General features: G+C 72.2%; 16 protein-coding genes. 2 read left to right on the top strand and 14 right to left on the bottom strand.

What is annotated here, in order from left to right; all coding sequences use genetic code 11:
* Positions 1-129 precede the first annotated feature (129 nt).
* The 12 genes from ACFYZA_RS14270 to ACFYZA_RS14215 form a co-directional block, all read right to left on the bottom strand.
* Positions 130-1,359: a PP2C family protein-serine/threonine phosphatase gene (locus ACFYZA_RS14270; protein ID WP_382598902.1), complete on the bottom strand. Its 1,230-nt coding sequence runs from the start codon at positions 1,357-1,359 to the stop codon at positions 130-132.
* A 75-nt stretch (positions 1,360-1,434) separates the two neighbouring features.
* The gene (locus ACFYZA_RS14265) at positions 1,435-3,528 is read right to left on the bottom strand and encodes a xanthine dehydrogenase family protein molybdopterin-binding subunit (protein ID WP_388490345.1); all 2,094 of its coding nucleotides are present in this window, start codon (positions 3,526-3,528) and stop codon (positions 1,435-1,437) included.
* Positions 3,529-3,579: 51 nt separating this feature from the next.
* A complete protein-coding gene (locus tag ACFYZA_RS14260) occupies positions 3,580-4,566 on the bottom strand; it encodes an FAD binding domain-containing protein (RefSeq protein WP_388490343.1) in 987 nt (328 codons plus the stop codon).
* Positions 4,563-5,075, bottom strand: coding sequence for a (2Fe-2S)-binding protein (locus tag ACFYZA_RS14255; RefSeq protein ID WP_388490341.1), 513 nt, complete (start codon positions 5,073-5,075; stop codon positions 4,563-4,565). Before ACFYZA_RS14255 ends, ACFYZA_RS14260 begins: the two co-directional genes overlap by 4 nt.
* 248 nt (positions 5,076-5,323) lie before the next feature.
* Complete coding sequence (locus tag ACFYZA_RS14250; RefSeq protein ID WP_382598909.1) at positions 5,324-5,794, bottom strand: Dps family protein; 471 nt, start codon at positions 5,792-5,794, stop codon at positions 5,324-5,326.
* A 187-nt stretch (positions 5,795-5,981) separates the two neighbouring features.
* Positions 5,982-6,332, bottom strand: coding sequence for a PRC-barrel domain-containing protein (locus ACFYZA_RS14245; protein ID WP_382598911.1), 351 nt, complete (start codon positions 6,330-6,332; stop codon positions 5,982-5,984).
* 45 nt (positions 6,333-6,377) lie between these two features.
* A complete protein-coding gene (locus ACFYZA_RS14240; protein ID WP_388490339.1) occupies positions 6,378-6,551 on the bottom strand; it encodes a CsbD family protein in 174 nt (57 codons plus the stop codon).
* A 102-nt stretch (positions 6,552-6,653) separates the two neighbouring features.
* A complete protein-coding gene (locus ACFYZA_RS14235; protein WP_382598915.1) occupies positions 6,654-7,073 on the bottom strand; it encodes an SsgA family sporulation/cell division regulator in 420 nt (139 codons plus the stop codon).
* Between the two features lie 103 nt (positions 7,074-7,176).
* The gene (locus ACFYZA_RS14230) at positions 7,177-8,085 is read right to left on the bottom strand and encodes an RNA polymerase sigma factor SigF (RefSeq protein ID WP_382598917.1); all 909 of its coding nucleotides are present in this window, start codon (positions 8,083-8,085) and stop codon (positions 7,177-7,179) included.
* Positions 8,086-8,219: 134 nt separating this feature from the next.
* Complete coding sequence (locus ACFYZA_RS14225; RefSeq protein ID WP_388490336.1) at positions 8,220-8,630, bottom strand: ATP-binding protein; 411 nt, start codon at positions 8,628-8,630, stop codon at positions 8,220-8,222.
* Positions 8,631-8,757: 127 nt separating this feature from the next.
* Positions 8,758-10,299 (bottom strand): SDR family oxidoreductase, encoded by a 1,542-nt coding sequence (locus ACFYZA_RS14220; RefSeq protein ID WP_388490333.1) that lies wholly within the window; start codon positions 10,297-10,299, stop codon positions 8,758-8,760.
* A 55-nt stretch (positions 10,300-10,354) separates the two neighbouring features.
* Positions 10,355-12,208, bottom strand: coding sequence for a transketolase (locus ACFYZA_RS14215; protein ID WP_388490330.1), 1,854 nt, complete (start codon positions 12,206-12,208; stop codon positions 10,355-10,357).
* 337 nt (positions 12,209-12,545) lie between these two features.
* On the opposite strand from ACFYZA_RS14215, the gene ACFYZA_RS14210 reads away from it, so the two are divergent.
* Positions 12,546-13,904, top strand: coding sequence for a cryptochrome/photolyase family protein (locus ACFYZA_RS14210; protein WP_388490327.1), 1,359 nt, complete (start codon positions 12,546-12,548; stop codon positions 13,902-13,904).
* A 241-nt stretch (positions 13,905-14,145) separates the two neighbouring features.
* On the opposite strand, the gene ACFYZA_RS14205 is transcribed toward ACFYZA_RS14210, so the two are convergent.
* Positions 14,146-16,620 carry a SpoIIE family protein phosphatase gene (locus ACFYZA_RS14205; protein WP_388490324.1) on the bottom strand — a complete coding sequence of 825 codons (2,475 nt, stop codon included), beginning with the start codon at positions 16,618-16,620 and terminating at the stop codon, positions 14,146-14,148.
* A gap of 48 nt (positions 16,621-16,668) precedes the next feature.
* A complete protein-coding gene (locus tag ACFYZA_RS14200; protein WP_388490321.1) occupies positions 16,669-21,249 on the bottom strand; it encodes a HAMP domain-containing protein in 4,581 nt (1,526 codons plus the stop codon).
* 253 nt (positions 21,250-21,502) lie between these two features.
* Here ACFYZA_RS14200 and ACFYZA_RS14195 point away from each other — a divergent pair, with 253 nt between their 5' ends.
* Positions 21,503-22,666 (top strand): anti-sigma factor RsbA family regulatory protein, encoded by a 1,164-nt coding sequence (locus ACFYZA_RS14195; protein ID WP_388490318.1) that lies wholly within the window; start codon positions 21,503-21,505, stop codon positions 22,664-22,666.
* Positions 22,667-22,863 lie beyond the last annotated feature (197 nt).

Genomic DNA, 22,863 nt, shown 5'->3' with positions numbered 1-22,863 from the left:
CGCTTCGGCATCCGGACCGCGTTCGACGCCAGTCCGGGCAGGGCCCGACGTTCGTCATCCTAGGTCCGCTCCTCACCGTCCGCCTCTCCAGATCACTCCCTGTCACCACGGTCCCGAGTCCTCGCGCGGTCACCCCATGCGCGCGATGGGCGGGGTGGGCCGCACCGTGGGGGGCCACCATTCGATGAGGAGCATGGTGGCGTCGTCGCGCAGGTCGCTGTCCTCGCTGTCGAGGATCGCGTGGATGAGGCGGCGCAGTGACTCGGCGGGCAGCTCGCCCGCGGCGGTGGCCAGGATGATGGAGTCCGTGAAGCGGTCCATGCCGTACTCGCCGCCGCCCTCGGTGCGCGCCTCGGTGACCCCGTCGGTGTGGAGCAGCACGCGGTCGCCGGGCTCCAGGGTCACCTCGTGGAGGTCCCGGGGGCCCTTGCTGAACCTGGCCGGCAGGCCCATGGGCGGCTGGGGGGTGCGTTCGAGGGCGCCGTCCACGACGCGGCCGTCCCGGATGAGGACGGGCGGCGGGTGACCGCAGTTGGTCCAGCTGAACACCCCTGAGGCCAGGTCGAGTTGGGTCAGGATGCCGGTGCAGTACTTGTCCGGCAGCCACTGGGCGAGCGCCTGGTCGATGGTGTCGACGAGGTCGAGCAGCCCGAGGCCGGCCCGGCGGGCACTGCGGCAGCCGGCCAGGGCGACCGAGGTCGTCAGGCCCGAGGCGAGGTCGTGGCCCATGGCGTCGAGGATCGCGGCGTGCAGGGTGGACTGGGTGAGTGAATGGTCGAAGGCGTCGCCGCCGATCTCGTACGCCGGCTCGAGGACGGCGGTGGACACGACGTGGTCGTTGCCGATGGTGCGCGGGGGCAGGAAGGCGCGGAGCATCTCGGCGGGCAGCTGCATCCGTTCGGCGCGGGCGCGACGGGCGAAGCTGTCGCTGTAGGCGCGCTTCGACGTGATGGCCATCGCCAGGACCCCGGCCAGCATCCGGCAGCGGCGCAGCCGCACCGCGTCCACGGAGCGCGCGCGTACGCCGAGCACGCCGAGCCGCTCGGCTCCGTCCACCATGGGCAGCCAGACGCACAGGACACCGCCTTCGGCGTCCTCCATGCGCAGGGACACCGTCCGGTAGCACCAGCCGGCGACGGACGCGTCGATGTCCAGCGTGGGGTGTCCCTCGGTGAGGGAGACCAGGCTGCGCTGCTGGATGTCCGTCAGATAGATGACGACCTCCCCGAGGCCGAACGCCTCGGCACAGCGGTTGACCAGAAGGGGGAGGTCCATCGGTGTGGCGCTGTGCGCCTGGGCGAGCAGCTCCTCCAGCAATCGCTCGCCGCCGCCCGGCTCTTCGGTGTGCTGCGTGCTCATGGCCGACCACCTCCTGTCTTGTGAGGCAGTCTCACATCCCGTTCCGGGTCCCGCCCGCCGACGCCGGGCCGCTCCTCACAGGCCGCCGTGTACGCGGTCGGGCGTGAGTGGGAGTTCCCTGAAGCGGACGCCGGTGGCGTGGTGGACGGCGTTGCCGATGGCCGCGGCCGTGCCGACGATGCCGATCTCCCCGATGCCCTTGCTGCCCATCGGGTTGAGGTGGTCGTCCCGCTCGTCGATCCAGTGCGCCTCGATGGCGGGCACGTCGGCGTGCGCGGGCACGTGATAGCCCGCGAGGTCGCTGCCGATGAACGCGCCGGAGGCGGGGTCCACACTGCCGCGCTCGGTGAGGGCCATGCCGAGCCCCATCACCATGCCGCCGATGAACTGCGACGTGGCGGTCCGCGCGTTGAGGATGCGCCCGGCCGCGTACACGCCGAGCAGCCGGCGCACCCGCACCTCGCCGGTGTCGGTGTCGACCGCCACCTCCGCGAAGTGGGCGCCGAAGGCGTGCCGTGCGTACGGGGACTCCTGGTCCGCGGAGCCCTTGGTGTCGGCTGCCGCGGTGAGCCCGTCGGGGGGCAACGGGCCGGAGTGGCCCCGGAGTTGACGGGCCAGGGCGCTCGACGCCTCGTGCACGGCCCAGCCCCACGAGGCGGTGCCGGACGAGCCGCCGGCGAGCGGCGCCCGGGGAAGGCCGGTGGCGCCGATCTCGGTGCGGACCGCGTCCACGCCGACGCCGAGCGCCTCCGCCGCGACCTGCGCCAGGACGGTACGAGCCCCGGTGCCGATGTCGGTGGCGTTCACCCGCACCACGTGGAGCCCGTCGGGGTGGGCGGTGACGGTCGCGCGACTGGGCGAGACGAGGACCGGGTAGGTGGCCGAGGCCACTCCGGTGCCGGTGAGCCACGGCCCCGAGCGCCGGATTCCGGGGCGGGGGTCGCGGTCGGCCCAGCCGAAGCGCCGCGCACCCTCGCGCAGGCACTCGACGAGGTGGCGGCTGCTGAACGGGAGCCCGCTGTCCGGCTCCTGGCGGGGTTCGTTGCGCGCCCGCAGTTCGATGGGGTCCACGCCGAGGGCGCAGGCGAGTTCGTCGACGGCGGACTCCAGGGCGTACATGCCGGGCGCCTCGCCCGGTGCGCGCATCCAGGACGGGGTGGGCACGTCGAGGGCGGCGACCTTGTGGTCGGTGAGGCTGGTGCCACTGGCGTACATGACGCGGGCGGGCACGGCCGCCTGCTCGACGAACTCCTTGACCCGTGAGGTGTGCGTGGTGACCTCGTGGATCACTGAGGCGAGGCTGCCGTCGGGCTCGGCGCCGAGCCGCAGCCGGTGGTCGGTCGGGGCGCGGTGGCCGACCAGTTCCGTCAACTGCCGCCTGGTCAGGGTGAGTTTGACGGGCCGGCCGGTGTGCAGGGACGCCATCGCGGCGAGCACGACATGCGGCCGGGGCGTGCCCTTGGAGCCGAACCCGCCGCCGACGTGTTCGCTGATGACCGTCACTTGCTCTTCGGGGAGGTCGAATAGGCCGGCCAGGACGGCCCGTACCGTGTCGGAGCCCTGGCTGGTGTCGTACACGGTGAGGCGGCCGTCGTGCCAGTTCACGGTCGCGCCGTGCGGCTCCATCGGGTGGTTGTGCAGCGGCGGCACCCGGTAGCGCACGTCGACGCGTACCGGTGCGGCGGCGAACGCGCCCTCGGCGTCGCCGCGCCCGCGCCGCGCGGGATGGCCGCCGTTGGCCTCTTCGGGGCGGTAGACGTCGGCGGGGTCGTCACCGAGGACCGACTCGTGCGGCTCGGTGTCGTACGTGACGCGCACGGCCTCGGCGGCGGCGCGGGCCGCCTCGATGGTCTCGGCGATCGCGACGGCCACCGGCCAGCCGTGGTGCGGCACCTTCGCGTCCTGGAGCACCGCGAGCGTCGCGTCGTCCGGCTCGGCGAGCCGGGGCGCCGATTCGGGGGTGAGGACATCGACCACATCGGGCAGGGCGAGGGCGGCCGTGATGTCGAAGGAGGCGACCCGGCCCCGTGCGACGGTGGCGGTGACCGGCCACGCGTACAGACAACCCGGCGGCGTGTACTCGGTGGCGTACAGTGCGTCGCCGGTCACCTTCGCGCGACCCTCGCGGCGTTCTATGGGCGCGCCGAGCGCGTTCGCGTGCGAAGCCATGACGGTTCTCCTCACAAGCGGATCAGGGGGCGGCGGTCCTCCGGGGAGGCGTCAGGCCGTTGCGGAAAGCGAGCCGAGCACTTGCGTGGCGAGATCGCGGGCGAGCGACACCTTGTACGCGTTGTCCCGCAGCGGGACGGCCTCGGCCAGCTCGGCCTCCACCGCCCGGGCGAGGGATTCGGGGTCCGGCCGGGTGCCGACCAGGGCGGCCTCCGTCCGCCGGGCGCGCCAGGGCCGGTGGGCGAGCCCGCCGAAGGCGATGCCGGCGTGCCGGATCTCGCCGCCCTCCAGCTGGAGCACGGCGGCCACCGAGGCGAGCGCGAAGGCGTACGACGCCCGCTCCCGCACCTTGCGGTAGTGGGAGACCGCTCCCGGGGGAAGCGCCGGCAGCACCACGCCGGTGATCAGTTCGCCGGGCCGGATCACGGTGTCGAGCTCGGGGCGGTCGCCGGGCAGGCGGTGGAACTCCGTTACGGGGACGGCCCGTTGGCCACCGGGGCCGGCCAGTTCCACGACGGCGTCCACGGCGGCGAGCGCCACGCACAGGTCGGACGGGTTCGTCGCGACGCAGTGCGGCGAGTGGCCGAGGACGGCGTGGTCGTGGTTGACGCCCTCGATCGCCGCACAACCGCTGCCCGGAACGCGCTTGTTGCAGGCCTTCGCCAGGTCCTGGAAGTAGGCGCAGCGCGTGCGCTGGAGGAGGTTGCCCCCGGTGGTCGCCATGTTGCGCAGCTGGCCCGACGCACCGCTCAGCACGGCCTGCGAGATCACGGGAAAGCGCTCCCGGATCAGGGGGTGCGCGGCGAGGTCGCTGTTGCGCACGGTCGCGCCGACGCGTACCGAACCATCGGGCTGTTCCCGCACGCCGTCGAGCGGGAGGCGGGTGATGTCGACCAGGACCTCGGGGCGTTCCACGCCGAGCTTCATGAGGTCGACGAGGTTGGTGCCGCCGCCGAGATAGCGGGCTTCGGTCCGGCCGCCGTGTGCGGAGGCCGCCTCTTCCACGCTGCCCGCGCGCAGATAGGACACGGGTTTCACGAGACCACGTCCTGGACCGCCTCGACGATGTGCGGGTAGGCCCCGCACCGGCATAGGTTGCCGCTCATCCGCTCGCGGATCTCCTCGTCGGTCAGCGGCACCGGGCCGCCCGGGGGCAGCTCGGGGTCGGTGACCACGGAGGGCTCACCGGAGTCGGCCTCGGCCAGCATGCCCACCGCCGAGCACAGCTGGCCCGGGGTGCAGTAGCCGCACTGGAAGGCGTCGCGTTCCAGGAAGGCGCGCTGGAGCGGGTGGAGGTCGCCGTCGGCGTCCTCCGCCTTGGCCAGCCCCTCCACGGTGACCACGTCACTGCCGTCGAGCGAGACGGCGAGGACCAGGCAGCTGTTGACCCGGCGTCCGTCCACCAGGACCGTGCACGCTCCGCACTGGCCGTGGTCGCAGCCCTTCTTGGAGCCCGTCAGGGCGAGCCGCTCGCGCAGCAGGTCGAGCAGTGTCGTGCGGTGGTCGACCTCGACCGCGTGGGGGGCGCCGTTCACGCGCAGGGTCATCGGTGATCCGGTCGCTCCGGGCGGTGAGTCCGCGGGCCGGGGCCAGGGTGCGTACCGAATCGTCGTCCCGGGGCCGCCGTGGGGCCCCTTGTTGCTTTCCATCGTTCCTCTGTCCCTCGATCCGGACGGCCGGCCGCCGCCCGCATCACCAGCCTGGTACAGCTCGCCCGGTCCGGCATCCCGGCGGCCGCCGACAGCACGGAGCGGGGCGGCCCCGTGGGACCGCCCCGCCCGGTACGCGCGTGGCGTCAGCTGTTCTCTGCCTGGAACATCCAGGCGTGCTTCTCCAGATCGGCGGTCAGGGCGATGAGGAGGTCCTGGCTCACCGGGTCGGGCTCGTCGGTGGCCGCGATGCGCTCCCGCATCCGCTCGGTGATCCGGCCGAGCGCGACGACCATGACCTCCACCGCCTCGGAGTCCTTGATCCAGCCCTCCGGGATCGTGCCGATCGCGCTGCTGCCGGCGACGGTCGCGGCACGCCCGTCCGGGTTCACCCCGAGCGCCGAGGCGCGCTCCGCGACGGTGTCGGAGTGCTGGCGCGCCGTGGTCACGACGTCGTCGAGCTGGAGGTGGACGGAGCGGAAGCGCGGACCCACCACGTTCCAGTGCACCTGCTTGGCCGCGAGCGACAGGTCGACCAGGTCGACGAGGGCGCCCTGCAGGGCCGAGCCGACGACCTTCAGATCCGCGTCGGACAGCGAACTCTTCACGACAGACACTGCTTCACTCCATTTCGCCTTGCTGCTATCCGCTGGACCGTCAACCGGTCCGATATGTCGCCTTCCTCGAAAACGCGGCCCCAAACGGGGGCAGTACGAAAAAAGAGCGTTCCCGCCCGGGCGTGAAAAGGCCGGTGGCCCGCCGGATGTCCGGCGGGCCACCAACCAAGCGGTGTCACAAGGGAGTTCACATGAGGGGACCGCCGTAATAGCGGCCGACGAGGTCCCGGTAGGTGGGATCGTCGAGGTGCGTGGCGGGCTCGAACTCCGGGGAATGCTTGACCTGGTCCCGGGTGAGCGCGACATGGATCTTCTTGTCGTCCGGGTCGAGCCTGGTGACCGTGCCGGCCGGCAGCAGCACGCGCTTGCCGAAGATCCACGGGCCGGTGTCCACCACGAGGTGCGCGGAGCCGACCTCGTCGGAGTGGTTGTCCACCTTGCCGATGTCGCCGTCGGCCGCCTCGACCTTCCAGCCGCGCAGATCCGCGCCGGCGAGATGGCCGCTGGTGTCCTTGAAGCCCCACAGGTCCTCGTGCATCGAAGGTGCCCCTTTCCGTGTCGATGTCATGTCCGGGCGGCCGGATCAGCGATGGAAGGCGTCGTTGGCCTTCTGCTTTTCCTCACGGGTTTCGCCCTTGACCTGGTCGATACGCCCTTCGGCGGTGAGCCGGTCGTTTCCCGTCATGCGGCCGAGCATTTCCTTGACCTTGCCCTTGGCCTGCTCGGCCTTCGCACCGGTCTTGTCGTCGGCAGACATCGTGTCGCCTCCAAATGAATTCTTTGTAGGTACGAACTACGCCTGGCCGGTTCGGCGGACTTCAAACGGGCCGAAATGCCTTTCCCGGTGCGGGAGGAGATCTCAGCCCGCGGCCAGGACCTGGGTGAGGAACGCGTCCACGTCCACCGTCTCCTCGCCCGCGGGGACGATCTCGTACGTCCGGTCCAGGAAGCCGCGCAGGGCGGGCTCCCACGCGGAGAACACCGCGCGGCCCCATTCGCCGTCGAGGCCGCAGCCGGCGAGTTCGATGCGCGCCTCGCGCCGGCCCTCGACGGTGCGCGGGGAGACGCGTACGTCTCCGTCGCCGACCTCCCGTGCGAGGCCCTGGGCCAGCAGGTCGCGCTCGATCGTCCAGGTGACGGCCATGTCCTCCCGCAACTCGAAGCGGACGCGGACCGCGAACGGGTCGTCGGCCTCGTACACGAGCCGGGTCACCAGGGGGATGCGCTCGGTCGCGTCGATCTCCAGGTTCATGAACACGGTCTCGGACAGGGTATGCACGGATCTCCTCCAGCCTCGGGCAGCGGGCACCCGCCCGTGGGGAAATCCATCAGCGGCGACGGGGGCGCCGGCCCGTCTCGGGCCCCCGTCGCGGCACCGCCCGTCAGGCGTGTGCGGGCTGGTCCTCGGTCATTCCGGCGCGGAGCTTGGTCAGGATGCGCGAGAGCAGGCGCGAGACCTGCATCTGCGAGACACCCAGCTCGGTGCCGATCTCGGCCTGGGTCATCTCGAGGCCGAACCGCATGCTCACGATGCGGCGTTCGCGCTCGGTCAGCTCTCCCATCAGGGGGGCCAGGGACTGGAGGTTCTCCACCTTCTCCATGCCCGGGTCCTCCTCGCCGATGAAGTCGACGAGCGTACGGCTGCGGCCTCCGGCCGTACCGCCCGACTCCTCCGCGTCGGCGGACATGTCGAGGGAGCCGGCGGTGTAGCCGTTGGCGGCGACGAGACCCTCGACGACCTCTTCCTCGTCCCGGTCCAGAAGCGTCGCGAGTTCGCGCACCGTGGGGTCGCGGTCCAGATCGCGGGCCAGGGTCTCCTTGGCCTTCGCGATCTCCACCCGCAGCTCCTGGAGGCGGCGCGGCACGTGCACGGCCCACGTCGTGTCACGGAAGAAGCGCTTGATCTCCCCCACGATGTACGGCACGGCGAAGGAGGTGAACTCCACTTCGCGCGACAGCTCGAACCGGTCGATCGCCTTTATCAGGCCGATCGTGCCGACCTGGATCACGTCCTCCATCTCGCCACTGCCCCGGTTGCGGAAGCGGCCGGCCGCGAAGCGCACCAACGACAGGTTCATCTCGATGAGCGTGTTCCGCGCGTACTGGTAGTCGGCGGTGCCTTCTTCCAGTACTTGGAGCCGCTCGAAGAAGACCTTCGAGAGCTCGCGCGCGTCCTTCGGCGCGACCTTCCCCGCATCCTCCACCCAGGGCAACTCCCCCACCCCGGGGTCCATGGTCGTGGCTGCCGTCCGGTCCGTCCGCTCCGGCCCCGTCACCTGCGCCGCTGCCATGAGGACAACCTCCCTAGTCACCGTGCTTCATCCGTCGAAGCCCTCGGGTGCCCCTTTCGATCCGGATCATGCACGGAGTCCCCCAAGTGGCCGAAGGGCGTTGCGGGGGAAGGGTTCCGGCCCTGGTCAGCGGGCTAACGCGGCAGCGCGACGCAGATGCTCTTGCCGCCCTCGGCGCACGGTGTGACGGCGACGCTGCGGGCCAGCCTGCGGACCAGGACCCAGCCGAACCCGCCTTCGTACCCGCGCAGGTCGGGCGTGCGTTCGCGCGGCGGTTCGGGGCTCGAGTCCCACACGCTGATGTGCAGCAGGCTGCGGTCTGCGGCGAACCGCAGCGCCGTGGCGCCGCCGGCGTGCCGCAGCGCGTTGGTGACGAGCTCGGAGACGACGAGCAGTACGTTCTCGGCGCTCTCCCGGGACGGCCGGGGCACCAGCGCGGAGAGGAAGGAATGGGCCTCGTCACGGGCCTGGGCCGGGGTGGCCGGCCCCGTGCCGAGGTGAAGGGCGCTCGGCGAAGCGCCGGTGCTGGCAGGCGGGCGCGCCATGATCGAAACCCCCAGAAAACTTGCCCTGGACTGTGGATGTACTGAGGCTTCTGCCCCGGTTCCCCATGGCCGAACGTCCGCCCGCCCCACCATAAGTCCGGCTTGCTCCGACCAATGCCCCGGCCCCTCAGGCCTCCGGGCCGGGCACCTGCGACGATCGCCCCGTCTCGACCTCGGCGGCCTTCGCCATGTTGCGGGCCATCCCGCCGAAGACGATCGCGTGGAAGGGCGAGACGCTCCACCAGTAGGCGTGGCCGAGCAGCCCGCGCGGGTGGAAGACCGCCCGCTGCCGGTACCGGCTGCGGCCCGGACCCCGCTCTTCGATGCTCATTTCCAGCCAGGCCAGACCGGGCAGCCGCATCTCCGCGCGCAGCCTCAGCAGCCGGCCGCGCTCGATCTCCTCGACCCGCCAGAAGTCCAGCGAGTCCCCGGCGATCAGCCGGTGTGCGTCGCGGCGGCCGCGCCGCAGGCCGACCCCGCCCACCAGCCGGTCGAACCAGCCGCGCAGGGCCCAGGCCGCCGGGAGGGAGTACCAGCCGTTCTCGCCCCCGATCCCCTCGACCACCCGCCACAGCGCGTCCGCCGGGGCGTCGACATCGAGCCGCCGGACGTCGGTGTAGAGGCTGCCGCCCGCCCAGTCGGGGTCGGTGGGCAGCGGGTCGCTGGGGGCGCCGGGTACGGAGGCGTTGGACCAGCGGGTGACGACCTGGGCGTCGCGGATCCGCCGCAGGGCCAGGGCCAGGGCGTCGTCGAAGCCGAGCGGGGCTCCGGGCCCGTCGGGTACGTACCGCGCGATGTCGTGCTCGCCGCAGACCACCTCGTGGCGCAGGGACTCCGCGAGCGGGCGGGCGATGGCGGGCGGCACCGGGGTGATCAGACCGATCCAGTGGCTGGAGAGCCGCGGGCTGAGCATGGGCACCGGCAGGATCAGCCGGTGCGGCAGGCCCGCGACCTTCGCGTAGCGCTCCATCATGTCGCGGTACGACATGATGTCGGGCCCCGCGATGTCGAAGGTCCGGTTCACCTCGTCGGGCATCCGGGCCCCGCCGACCAGGTAGCGCAGCACGTCCCGGATGGCGATCGGCTGGATACGGGTGCCGACCCAGCTCGGGGTGACCATGACCGGAAGCCGCTCGGTCAGATAGCGCAGCATCTCGAACGAGGCCGAGCCCGAGCCGATGACGACGGCCGCCCGCAGCACGGTGGCCGGAACAGAGGAGTCCAGGAAGATCCGGCCCACCTCGGCACGCGAGCGCAGGTGCGGCGACAGTTTGCGCACCGGTACGCCGGACGGGGTGAGGCCGCCGAGGTAGACGATCCGTCGCACACCGGCGTCGGCGGCCGCGTCGGCGAAGAGGTGGGCGGCCTCGCGGTCGGTCTCCTCGAAGCCGGCTCCGGTGCCGAGCGCGTGCACCAGGTAGTACGCGACGTCGATGCCGCGCAGCGCCTCGGCCACGGACGCCGGGTCGGTGACGTCGCCCCGCAGCACCTCGACCCGCCCGGCCCACGGCTGGTCGCGCAGCTTCTCGGGCGAACGCGCGAGACAGCGCACCTGGTGGCCGGCTTCGAGCAGCTCGGGCACGAGCCGCCCGCCGATGTAACCGGTGGCGCCGGTCACCAGGCAGCGGAGCGGCGCCCGGTCGTGCTGTGTCTCGTCTCCTGCGACCACCGGGCGCTCGCTCTCTGTACGGGTGCCCCCGTCCGATGATGCGGGGCCGGGCGGCTCAGCGCACGACGGCGCGTTCCACCAGCAGGCGTACCGCGGCCGCGATCGACTCGGCGTCGATGCCCGCCAGGTGCAGCTGTTCCTCGGGGCTCGCGGAGGTCGGCATGTGCTGCACGCCGAGCCGCACCAGACGCGGCACCGGGCGGCCGTCGGAGAAGGCCTCGGCGACCGCGTCCCCGATGCCGCCCTCGATGCGGTGGTCCTCGACGGTGACGAGGCAGCCCGTCGCCTCGGCGGCCGCCCGCAGGGTGTCCGCGTCGACCGGCTTGACCGAGTACAGGTCGATGATCCGCACGCCGATGCCCTCGCGGTCCAGGAGTTCGCCCGCGCGCAGCGCCTCGTGGACCGTGATGCCCGCCGCGACGAGCGTCACCCGGTCCTGTTCGCCGGAGCGGAGCACCTTCGAGCCGCCGGGCCGGAACTCCTCGTCGGGGCCGTAGATGACCGGGGTGTCGCCCCGGCTGGTGCGCAGATAGCGCACCCCGGTCAACTCGGCCATGGTGGCGACCAGTTGGGCCGTCTGGTTGGCGTCGCAGGGGTACAGGACGGTGCTGCCGTGCACGGTCCGGAACATCGCCAGGTCTTCCAGGCCCATCTGTGAGGGGCCGTCCTGGCCGATGGCGACTCCGGCGTGCGAGCCGACGAGGTTGATGTCGGCGCGGCTGATCGCGGCCATCCGCACGAAGTCGTGGGCGCGCGTCAAGAACGCCGCGAACGTCCCGGCGAAGGGGACGTATCCCCGGGCCTGGAAGCCCACGGCGGCGGCGACGAGCTGCTGCTCGGCGATGTAGCACTCGAAGTACCGCTCGGGGTGGGCCTTGGCGAACAGCTCGGTGCGGGTGGAGTCGCCGACCTCGCCGTCGAGGGCGACGACGTCCTCGCGGGCCGAGCCGAGCGCGGCGAGCGCCTGGCCGTAGGCGTCACGGGTGGCCACCTCGTCCCCCACGTCGAAGCGCGGCAGTTCCAGGTGCCCGGTGCCGGGCTCGCGGCGCGGCGGCGCTGCGGGCGGCGCGGCGACGTCGACGCGGATGAACCTCGGGCCGCCGAGCTCCTCGACGGCGGCGTCCGCGTCCGGCAGCGGCTTGCCGTGCTGCCCCTCCTGGTCCTCCACCGCCGCGACGCCCCGGCCCTTGTGGGTGCGGGCGATGATCGCGGTCGGCTGCGAGGTCGTGGCGGCCGCCTCGGCGAACGCGCGGTCCACCGCCTCGATGTCGTGTCCGTCGATCTCGATGGTGTGCCAGCCGAAGGCCGCCAGACGCCGGGCGTACGCGTCGAGGTCCCAGCCGTGCCGGGTCGGCCCGCGCTGGCCGAGCCGGTTCACGTCGATGATCAGCGTCAGGTTGTCCAGGTGCTCGTACGCCGCGTGCTCGGCGGCCTCCCACACCGACCCCTCGGCCATCTCGCTGTCGCCGGACAGCACCCACACCCGGTACGGCGCGTGTTCCAGGCGCTTGCCCGCGAGCGCCATGCCGACGCCGACCGGCAGCCCCTGCCCGAGCGAGCCCGTCGCCACGTCCACCCAGGGCAGACGCGGCGTGGGGTGGCCCTCCAGGAGGCTGTCGCGGCGCCGGAACGTCAGCAGCTGCTCGTCGTCGATGACGCCGGCCGCGCGGTACATCGCGTAGAGGAGCGGAGAGGCGTGGCCCTTGGAGAAGATGAGCCGGTCGTTCCCGGGGTGGTCCGGGTGGTCGAAGTCGTAGCGCAGATGGCGGGCGAGCAGGACCGCCCCCAGATCGGCGGCGGACATCGACGACGTGGGGTGGCCCGAGTTCGCCGCGGCCGCTGCGCGCACCGCGTCCACCCTCAACTGCTGTCCCAGGTCGGCGAGTTCGAGTGCGGCGTCGCGTTGCATGTCACTCCTTGCGTTCGACGGTCCGGCGGGCGGGCCGGCTGGTGAGGACGATGGGGCGGGCGCGGCGGCGCCGGGACCTCGGCGCGCCCTCGGGGGCCGCCTGGGCCGGCGGGCCCCTCCTCGCGTCGGGTATCCCCGGGGTCCGAGCCCAAACGGTCAAATACCGTCCTCACCGGAACTCCTTCCCCGAGCTCGGACCAACCCTTCGCCACGCCCGCCGCGAATCACCTGTGTGGTGGTCGGCGTCCAGGAGGATCGGACCAGCCGGTACCCGGCCGTTCCGATGCCGGCACCGTCCGCCCGCAGTCCATGACGTACGCCCCGAGGAGTCGACCCAGTGACCGTGTCCGTGGTTCTGTTCACATCCGATCTACGGCTGCACGACAACCCCGTGCTCTCCGCCGCCGTACGCGGCTCGGACCAGGTGGTCCCGCTGTTCGTGGACGACGACGGGGTGCGCGCGGCCGGGTTCGACGCCCCCAACCGGCGGGCCTTCCTCGCCGACTGCCTGGCCGATCTCGACGACGGCCTGCGGTCGCGCGGCGGACACCTGGTGGTCCGCCGGGGCGACGTGGTGGCGGAGGTCTGCGCCGTCGTGACGTCGACGGGGGCCGGCCAGGTGCATGTCGCGAGCGGGGTGAGCGGGTACGCCGGGCGCCGCGAGGAGCGTCTGAGGACGGCTCTCGAGCGGATCGGCTGCACCCTGTCGGTGCACGACGCGGTGGTGACCGCCCTCGCGCCGGGGGCCGTCGTCCCGGCGGACCGGGACCACTACACCGTGTTCACGCCGTACTTCAGGCGCTGGTCCGAAGCGGGCCTGCGCGATGTCGCGGCGACCCCGAGGAAGATCTCGGTGCCGCGGGTGGCGGCGGGCACCCTGCCCCGGCGCGCCAGCGTGAAGGGGGTGTCGCCCGCGCTCGCGGAGGGCGGCGAGACGGCGGGCCGCAAGCGGCTGCGGCAGTGGCTCGCCGGACCGGTCGCCGGGTACGAGGACGGCCACGACGATCTGGCGGGCGACGCCACGTCCCGCCTCTCGCCCTACATCCACTTCGGCGCGCTCTCCGCCGTCGAACTCGTCCGCCTCGCCCGGCGCGAGGACTCCCCCGGCGCCCATGCCTTCGTACGCCAGCTGGCCTGGCGGGACTTCCACCACCAGGTACTCGCGGCCCGGCCCGCGTCGTCGCACCGCGACTACCGGCCGCGCGGGGACCGGTGGCGCGACGACGAGCGGGAGATCGCCGCCTGGCGCGCGGGACGCACCGGCTATCCGCTGGTGGACGCGGCGATGCGGCAGCTCGCCCACGAGGGGTGGATGCACAACCGGGGCCGGATGCTGGTGGCGAGCTTCCTCACCAAGACCCTGTACGCCGACTGGCGGACCGGCGCCCGGCACTTCCTGGACCTGCTGGTCGACGGCGACGTCGCCAACAACCAGCTCAACTGGCAGTGGGTGGCCGGGACCGGCACCGACACCCGCCCCAACCGGGTCCTCAACCCGGTGGTCCAGGGCAAGCGCTTCGACCCGGACGGCCGCTACGTGAAGCGCTGGGTACCCGAACTCGCGGACCTGGAGCGGAAGTTCGTACATGAGCCGTGGAAGCTGAAGGAAGCGGACCGGGCCGTGCTCGACTACCCCGAGCCCATCGTCGACCTCGCCGAGGGCCGTGCCCGCTTCGAGCGGGCGCGCGGGGCGTAACGCCGCGCCGAAGCTCCCTCTCGCGGGCGTGGCGTACGTCACACGCATGACCCGGCGGGACGGGGGCACTCGATTTTCAAGCCCCCCTCAGGGCCAGGCGTCCCCCCGACCTGGCCCGGGCTTGCGGCCCCGCCATCCACTCCCCCCCCCCGGATGCGCGGGGCCGCTCCTTGGGCAACGCCCCTTTCCGGGTCAGCCAGTTGGAGAGCGTGTCGGGCCGCGGGCGTGGACACGCCGTCCGCTAGCCGACGGTGACTCCGATGAGACAGGTGTCGTCGTCGGTGTCCGCGTTCGTGTACCGCAGCAGATGGTCGAGCTGGTCCTCCAGCTGGCCCGCACGTCCCAACTGGCGCGGTTTCCGCGCCACTTGGAGCAGGCTCTCCATCGAGTCCTGCACCGACCGGTCGCGCCGCTCGATGAGTCCGTCCGTGTACATCAGCAGGGTGTCACCGGTCTCCAGCTGGGTGCGGCCCTCCTCGTACGTGGCCTGGCCGATGGCTCCGAGCAGGATGCCGCCGAGCTTGGGCAGCGCGGCCGCCTTGCCGTCGCGCAGGAGCACGGGCGGCAGATGACCGGCCCTGGCCCAGCGCAGCTGCCGGGAGCCGGGGTCGTACAGACCGCAGACCGCGGTCGCCGTGACGTTGTCGGTGAGGTGGTGGGTCACGGTGTTGAGCCACCCCAGGAGCTGGGCGGGCCCGGCACCGGTGGTGGCCAGGCCGCGCAGCGCGTTGCGCAGCGCGACCATGCCGGTGGCGGCCTCGATGCCGTGCCCCGCCACATCGCCCACGCACAGGAGCACCTGGCCCGACGGCAGCGCCACGGCGTCGTACCAGTCGCCGCCGACGAGGTGGTCCTTCTCGGCGGGCCGGTAGCGGACGGCCACGCTCAGGTTGTGCAGCTCCACCGGTCCGTGGCTGGGCGGCATGATGGCGTGCTGCAACCGGAGCGCGAGCCGGTTGCGTTCGGCCGTCTCCTGCTGGCTCTGGGCGAGCTGGTCGCGGGTGGCCGCGAGCGCGACCTCGGTCCAGTGCTGGGCCGAGACGTCCTGGTAGGCGCCGCGCACCGAGGTGACCCGGGCGTTCTCGTCGAGCACCGGCTCGGCGACCACCCGGATGTGCCGGGCCACGCTGTCGGCGCGTTGCAGCCGGAAGGCGGTCGACGCGGGGCGGTGGTGGTGCAGGAGCGAGCGCAGGAACCGGCCGATGGAGTGGGCGTCGTCGGGGTGGACGTGCGCGGCCAGTTGGTCGAGGGGGACCGGTTCGGCGGTGGGCGGCAGGCCGTGCAGGTCGAAGAGCGTGTCGTTCCACGCGATGTCGCCGGTGATCAGGTTCTCCTCGAACCCGCCGATGCGGCCCAGGCGTTGGGCGTGCTGCAACAGGCTGGCGACCTTCGGCGTCCCGTCGTCCAGGCGCCACACCACCACGACGTGGGCGCCCTGGCGGCTGATGCTGACCTGGGCCTGCGTGGTCAGGGAAACGGTGTCGACGACCGCCGCGAGCCGCATGCGCTCGGCGCGGAAGGGCTCGCCGGTGGCGAGGACGTGCTCCACCTTCTCGAACAGGCCGCCGGGCTCGGCCGCCAGCGGATAGGCGTCCAGGAGCAGGGCGCCGGCGATCATGTTCCTGGGCCGGCCGGCGAAGTCGACGAAGCTCGTGTTGACGTGCCGGATCAGGAAGTCGGCGGGGGTGTCGCCCGTGTCGAGGAGGGGCTGAAGGACCAGGCAGGGGTCGTTCAGGCCGTCGGTGAGGTCGAGCAGTTCGGTCAGCCGCGGGTCGGCGGGCTGCTTCGACCGGGGGTCCTGCTCGCTGAGGGGGTGGCTCTCCAGGGCGATCGCGCACAGCTCGGCGAGGACCTGCACCTGCCGCTCGATCGACTGGGACTGTACGGGCAGCGGCTCGGCCCAGCAGATCTCGAGCACGCCGATGATGCGTCCACCGGTCCCGGCCGGGACCGCGATGCGGCCCCCGCTCAGCTCCCGCAGCCCGATGGACGGCAGCGCGGCCCCGGCGAGCGTGCCGTAACTCGTGGTGGCGCGGTTGTCGAGGGCGTGCCGGGCCGGGGTGGGAACGCCGGGCGGCACATGGCGCCAGCGTGCCGGTTCCTCGTCGGTGAAGCCCGCGCTGCCGGCCAGGGACAGGGACTGGTCGGCGTGGGCGGCCCAGATGGCGACGGCGACCGCGCCGAGCGGGGCCAGGGCGTGCTGGAGGATCGACTGGGCCACGGCCTGCGCGTCGCCGGCCGCGAGGGCGCCCGCCTCGGCGCTGCGCAGGCGCAGGCCGACGGACGCCCTGGCCGGCTGGCCGGCTTCGGTGACGAAGTCGCGGGCGAGATCGGCGATTTCGTCCCGGGTCGCCTGGTTGACCAGGTCGGCGGCCAGTTCGAGCGTGGAGAGGCCGGCCTGTGCGGCGAGGCTGTCCAGCTGTGCCGCGGCCTCGACGGGGGTGCACCCGAGGCGCTCGACGAGGATGCCGCTGGCCAGGTCGACCAGGGCGCGTCCCTCGGACTCGGCCTGGGCGCGCTGGAGTTGCTCCCGCAGCCGGTGCACGGTGCCGGCGAGCCTGCCCACGGCGCCCTCGTCCCGGGCGACCGCCTTAGCCGTGGCGGGCGCGTCCTCGGGCGCCGGGCCGGTGGCCACCGGCTGCGCGGGCAACGGGAGTACCGGATCGAGACGGCTGTCGCCGCCGTGCTCGTCCCCGGCTTCGTGGGGCTTGGACACCAGCTCGCTCCTTGGGAGTTGGACGGTCGATGAGGTGGCCGGACGGCGTCAGGCGTTCAGCTGCCGCTTGATCCGTACGACCAGCTCGTGCGCGTCCACCGGCTTGGTGACGTAGTCGCTCGCTCCGGAGGCCAGGCTCTTCTCCCGGTCGCCGATCATCGCCTTCGCGGTCACCGCGATGATCGGCAGAGCGGCGTACGCGGGCATGGCGCGGATGGCCGAGGTGGCCGTGTATCCGTCCATCTCCGGCATCATCACGTCCATCAGGATGAGGTCGATGCCGGGGTGCGCGGTCAGGGTGTCGATGGCGACCCTGCCGTTCTCGGCCTGCAGGACGGCCATGCCGTGCAGTTCGAGGATGCCGGTGATGGCGTACAGGTTGCGGTCGTCGTCGTCGACGACCAGCACCGTGCGCCCGGTGAGCGAGCTGTCGACCTGGTGGCTGACGGCGACCGGCTCGTCGGCCCGTACCAGCGGCAGGACGTCTCCGGGCTGGTCGGCGCTCAGGTGCAGGGCGATGCGCTCGCGCAGCTCGTCGAGGCTGGAGATCAGCTCCAACGGCTGGGAGGCGGCGCGCTCCTGGAGGATCTGCTCCTGCTCGGTGCCGAGCCGTCGGTTGTTGTGGGCGAGGACCGGCACCCCGCGCAGCGCGGCGTCGCGCGCCATGTCCTCCAGGAAGCGCAGCGCGGCGTCGCCCGGCAGGTCGAGTTCGAGGACCACGCAGTGGCAGGGCGTCGCGGCGAGCGCGGCCGCCGCCTCGTTGACGCCGACGGCCGCGGTGATCTCCACGGGGCCGCGCGGGTCGCCCAGGTCGGGGTGGGCGGCCAGATCGCCGACGGCACTCTCGGCGACGAGGGACAGCAGACCGCGCGAGCGCTCCTCCACGACGAGCAGCCGCTTGGGCTGCACGGCGTCCGGGGCGGGCGTGGCCGGGCGGTGCGGCTCGGGCTCGGCGGTGGTTTCCTGCGGCGGCACGGCGGCCGGCAGGGCGGGGCGGCCGATCTGCGCGTTGAGTTCGGCGTAGTCGGGCCGGGCGACCGGCAGATAGAAGGTGAACGTACTGCCCTGGCCGAGAGCGCTCTCGGCAGTGATGGCGCCGCCGAGCAGGAAGGCGATCTCGCGGCTGATCGACAGGCCGAGGCCGGTGCCGCCGTACTTGCGGCTGGTCGTGCCGTCGGCCTGCTGGAAGGCGCCGAAGACGGTTTCCAGGTGCTGCGGCGCGATGCCGATGCCGGTGTCCACGACGTGGAAGGCGATCACCGGGCCGCCGCGCCGGGCTGCCTCGGGGGCGAGCTGCTCGGCGAGCAGCTCGATCCGCAGCTCGACGCCGCCCTTCTCGGTGAACTTGACGGCGTTGGAGAGCAGATTGCGCAGCACCTGGCGCAGGCGGTAGTCGTCGGTGAGCAGCTCGGCGGGCAGTGTGTCGGCGGTCGCCACCGTGAACGTCAGGCTCTTCTGGCTGGTCACCGGCCGGAAGGTGGCCTCGATGTAGTCGAGGAGCTTGCGCAGCGAGATCCGCTCGGGGCTGACGTCCATCTTGCCGGCCTCGACCTTGGACAGGTCGAGGATGTCGTTGATGAGCTGGAGCAGGTCGGAGCCGGCGGAGTGGATGATGCCGGCGTACTCGACCTGCTTGGGGGTGAGGTTGCGGCTCGGGTTCTGGGCCAGCAACTGGGCAAGGATCAGAAGGCTGTTGAGCGGGGTGCGCAGCTCGTGGCTCATGTTGGCCAGGAACTCGGACTTGTACTTGGAGGCGAGCGAGAGCTGGTGCGCCCGGTCCTCCAGCTCCTGGCGGGCCTGCTCGATCTCCAGGTTCTTCGTCTCGATGTCGCGGTTCTGCGCGACGAGCAGCTCGGCCTTCTCCTCCAACTCGGCGTTGGAGGACTGGAGTTCCTCCTGCCGGGCCTGCAACTCCTGTGAGCGGGTCTGGAGTTCGGCGGTGAGCCGCTGGGATTCGCCGAGCAGCTCGTCGGTGCGGGCGTTGGCGGTGATGGTGTTGACGTTGACGCCGATGGCTTCCATCAGCTGTTCAAGGAAGTCCCGGTGGATCGCCGTGAACGCGTGCACGGTGGCGAGTTCGATGACGCCGAGCACCTGCTCCTCGACCACGATGGGCAGCACCATCAGGCAGACGGGCTCGGTGCTGCCGAGGCCCGAGGAGACGGACACGTAGTCGGCCGGCAGGTCGTCGACGGCGATGGTGCGCCGGCTGCGGGCGGCCTGGCCGACGAAGGACTGGCCGAGCTTGAAGCGGGCTCCCAGGGTGGCGTCCGGCCGCGCGTACGAGCCGATCAGGTTGAGGTAGGTCCCGTCGGTCGCCTCGTCGGCGAGGTAGAAGGCGCCGTACTGGGCGGAGACGAGAGGGGTGAGCTCGTCCATGATGAGTTCGGCCACGACGGCGAGGTCACGGCGTCCCTGCATCAGGCCCGAGATCCGGGCCAGGTTGGACTTGAGCCAGTCCTGTTCCTCGTTGGCCCGGGTGGTCTCGCGCAGCGACTCCACCATGAAGTTGATGTTGTCCTTGAGGTCGGCGACCTCGCCGGAGGCGTCGACGGTGATGGACCGGGTCAGGTCTCCCTCGGCGACGGCGCCGGTGACCTCGGCGATCGCGCGGACCTGCCGGGTGAGGTTGCCGGCGAGTTCGTTGACGTTCTCGGTGAGCCGCTTCCAGGTGCCGGAGACGCCCTCGACCTCGGCCTGGCCGCCGAGCCGGCCCTCGCTGCCGACCTCGCGGGCGACACGGGTGACTTCGGCGGCGAAGGAGGAGAGCTGGTCGACCATCGTGTTGATGGTGGTCTTGAGTTCCAGGATCTCGCCGCGCGCGTCCACGTCGATCTTGCGGGTCAGATCGCCCTGTGCGACGGCCGTGGTGACCTGGGCGATGTTGCGGACCTGACTGGTCAGGTTGTGCGCCATGAAGTTGACGTTGTCGGTGAGGTCCTTCCAGGTCCCGGCGACGTTCGGCACCCGGGCCTGGCCGCCTAGCGTGCCTTCGGTGCCCACCTCGCGGGCCACCCGGGTCACCTCGTCGGCGAACGCGGACAGGGTGTCGACCATCGTGTTGATGACCCCGGCGAGAGCGGCGACCTCGCCCTTGGCCTCGACGTTGATCTTCTGGGAGAGGTCGCCCTTGGCCACGGCGGTGGCGACCTGGGCGATCGAGCGGACCTGCCCGGTGAGGTTGGAGGCCATCACGTTGACGTTGTCGGTGAGGTCCTTCCAGGTGCCGGAGACGCCCCGCACGGTGGCCTGGCCGCCGAGGTTGCCCTCGGTGCCGACCTCGCGGGCCACCCGGGTCACCTCGTCGGCGAACGCGCCGAGCTGGTCGACCATCGTGTTGATGGTCTCCTTGAGTTCGAGGATCTCGCCGCGGGCGTCCACCCGGATCTTCTGCGAGAGGTCGCCCTTGGCGACCGCCGTCGTCACCTCGGCGATGGAACGGACCTGCGCGGTGAGGTTGTCGGCCATGACGTTGACCGACTCCGTCAGGTCCCGCCAGGTGCCCGAGACGTCACGGACGTCCGCCTGTCCGCCGAGGCGCCCCTCGGTGCCGACCTCGCGGGCCACCCGGGTGACCTCGCCGGCGAAGGAGGAGAGCTGGTCGACCATCGTGTTGATGGTGTCCTTCAGCTCCAGGACCTCGCCACGGGCGGTGACCGTGATCTTCTGCGACAGGTCGCCCTTGGCCACGGCGGTGGCGACCTGCGCGATGGAACGGACCTGCGCGGTGAGGTTGCCCGCCATGCCGTTGACCGAGTCGGTCAGGTCCCGCCAGGTGCCCGAGACGCCCTTGACGTCGGCCTGGCCGCCGAGGATGCCCTCGGTGCCGACCTCGCGCGCCATGCGCGTCACCTCGTCGGCGAACGCGGAGAGCTGGTCGACCATCGTGTTGACGGTGCTCTTCAGCTCCAGGATCTCGCCCCGGGCGTCGACGGTGATCTTCTGCGAGAGGTCGCCGCGGGCCACCGCCGTGGTCACCTGGGCGATGTTGCGGACCTGGTCGGTGAGGTTGCCCGCCATGAAGTTGACGGAGTCGGTCAGGTCCCGCCAGGTCCCGCCGACGCCGGGCACCTGCGCCTGTCCGCCGAGGCGCCCCTCGCTGCCCACCTCGCGGGCGACCCGGGTGACTTCGTCGGCGAAGGCGGAGAGCTGGTCGACCATCGTGTTGACGGTGTTCTTGAGTTCGAGGATCTCGCCCCGGGCCGCCACGTCGATCTTCTGCGAGAGGTCGCCCTGGGCCACGGCGGTGGCCACCTGGGCGATGTCGCGGACCTGGCTGGTGAGGTTGCCTGCCATCGCGTTGACGGAGTCGGTGAGGTCCTTCCACGTGCCGGAGACGCCCGGCACCTCGGCCTGGCCGCCGAGCCGGCCGTCGGTGCCGACCTCGCGGGCCACCCGGGTCACCTCGGAGGTGAAGAGGGAGAGCTGGTCGACCATCCCGTTGAAGACGGTGGCGATCTCGCCGAGCAGCCCGTCCGTCTCGCCGGGCAGCCGGGTCCCGAAGTCGCCGTCCCGTACCGCTGTCAGGCCCGCGAGCAGCTGTCGCAGCTCCGACTCCCCGACCTGGGCGGGGACGGGGGCGCCCGGTGTGCGCTGCTGAGCAACGCCGGGTTTCGTCGAGCCAGCCATCGAACTTCGCCTCCGTCTTACGCCAGGCCAACGGCCCACCATGGTCGCCCCATTGATACGTGGCCGACACACGGACCTCACGGGATCCACACTGGTCGCACACGTGCCGCCGAGGAGGTTATCCCACCGCTCGCGCCGACCGGCTCGGGCCGCCGGAACTGTCGTGACCAGGCGGACTCTGGGCGCTCGCGGACCGGGCCAGCTAGGCTCAGCACCGTTCATTGCCCGGGTCGGCGCCGATAAGGGAGGCGATATGTCCACATCCGATGGCCGCGCCCTGCCGGCCGCCAACGGTGAACACTCCCTCTTGGCCCGCGACGACACCGGGCGCGCGGCCGCCGTGGTGCGTGCCGTGCGGCACCCGGCCGCGCCGCCCGATGCTCCACAACCCGCCGTACTCACCGCGCGGGGTGGCGCGGCTGCTCCCGGAGGCGTGTGGCGCCCTGGAGGTGCCCGCGTGACGGAGACCGTCACCCCCTGTCCGGACACGGAGACGTTCGTCCACCCCGCGCTCTTCTACCGGGACCTGGACGAGTACGTGCGCGAGACGGGCAGCTTCGTGCGGGGTGCCCTGGCGGCGGACGAGCCGGTCCTCGTCGCCGTCCCCGGACCCCACCTCGACGCCCTGCGCGAGGACCTCGGTCCGGAAGCCGCCGCCGTCGACTTCGCCGACATGACCGAGCTCGGCCGCAACCCCGGCCGCATCCTCGCCGCCCTCCACGGCTTCGCCGACCAGCACCCGGGCCGGGCCGCCCGGATCATAGGCGAGCCGATCTGGGCGGGCCGTTCACCGGCCGAGATCCGGGAGGCGACCCGTCACGAGGCCTTGGTCAACGCCGCTTTCACCGACCGCAGGGCCACCATTCTGTGCCCCTACGACACCGCCACCCTGCCCGCGGCGGTGCTCGACGACGCCCGGCGCACCCACCCCACGGTCATCGAGGACCGTCACGTTCGCTCCAGCCCGGCCTACGTCCGCGCCGACGTCGTCTGCGCCGACTGCGACCTGCCCCTGCCCGAACCGGCCGCCGCCGACGTGGAGTTGGAGTACACCGGCGGCCGTCTCGGCGAGGTCCGCGAGCGGGCCGACGCCTGGGTACGGGGTACGAGGCTGAGCCCGCTGCGGCGCGGCGACTTCGTCATCGCCGTCAACGAGGCCGCCGCCAACTCCGTCGCCCACGGCGGCGGAAGCGGTCTGCTGCGCCTGTGGACCTCCGACCTCGGTACCGCGGTGGCGGAGATCCGTGACGGTGGCCGCCTCGCCAACCCGCTGGCGGGCCGCCGCCGGCCCTCGCTGGCGTCGAGCAACGGCGGCCGCGGCCTGTGGATGATCCACCAGCTCTGCGACCTCGTCGAGGTCCGCGCCCAGGACACCGGCCTCACGCTGCGGCTGCACATCTCCCCCACGCCCGCCTGAGTCCCGCCCCCTCGCCCGTCCGAATCCTGCCGGGCGGGTCACGCGACCGGCCCGCACGCGGCCTCACCTCCCTCGTCCGCCCCCTGGGAACCTCTCGTCCGTCCCGCATCAACCCGGTTTCCCGGGGCACGCTGTCCGCCACGGTGTACGCACCGTGACGACTCGAATGGACGTCGGGTGGAAAGCGAGGAATGTTG

Source organism: Streptomyces sp. NPDC001828 (assembly GCF_042892175.1).
Taxonomy (GTDB): Bacteria; Actinomycetota; Actinomycetes; order Streptomycetales; family Streptomycetaceae; genus Streptomyces.
This window is presented reverse-complemented; position numbering and strand designations above follow the sequence as displayed.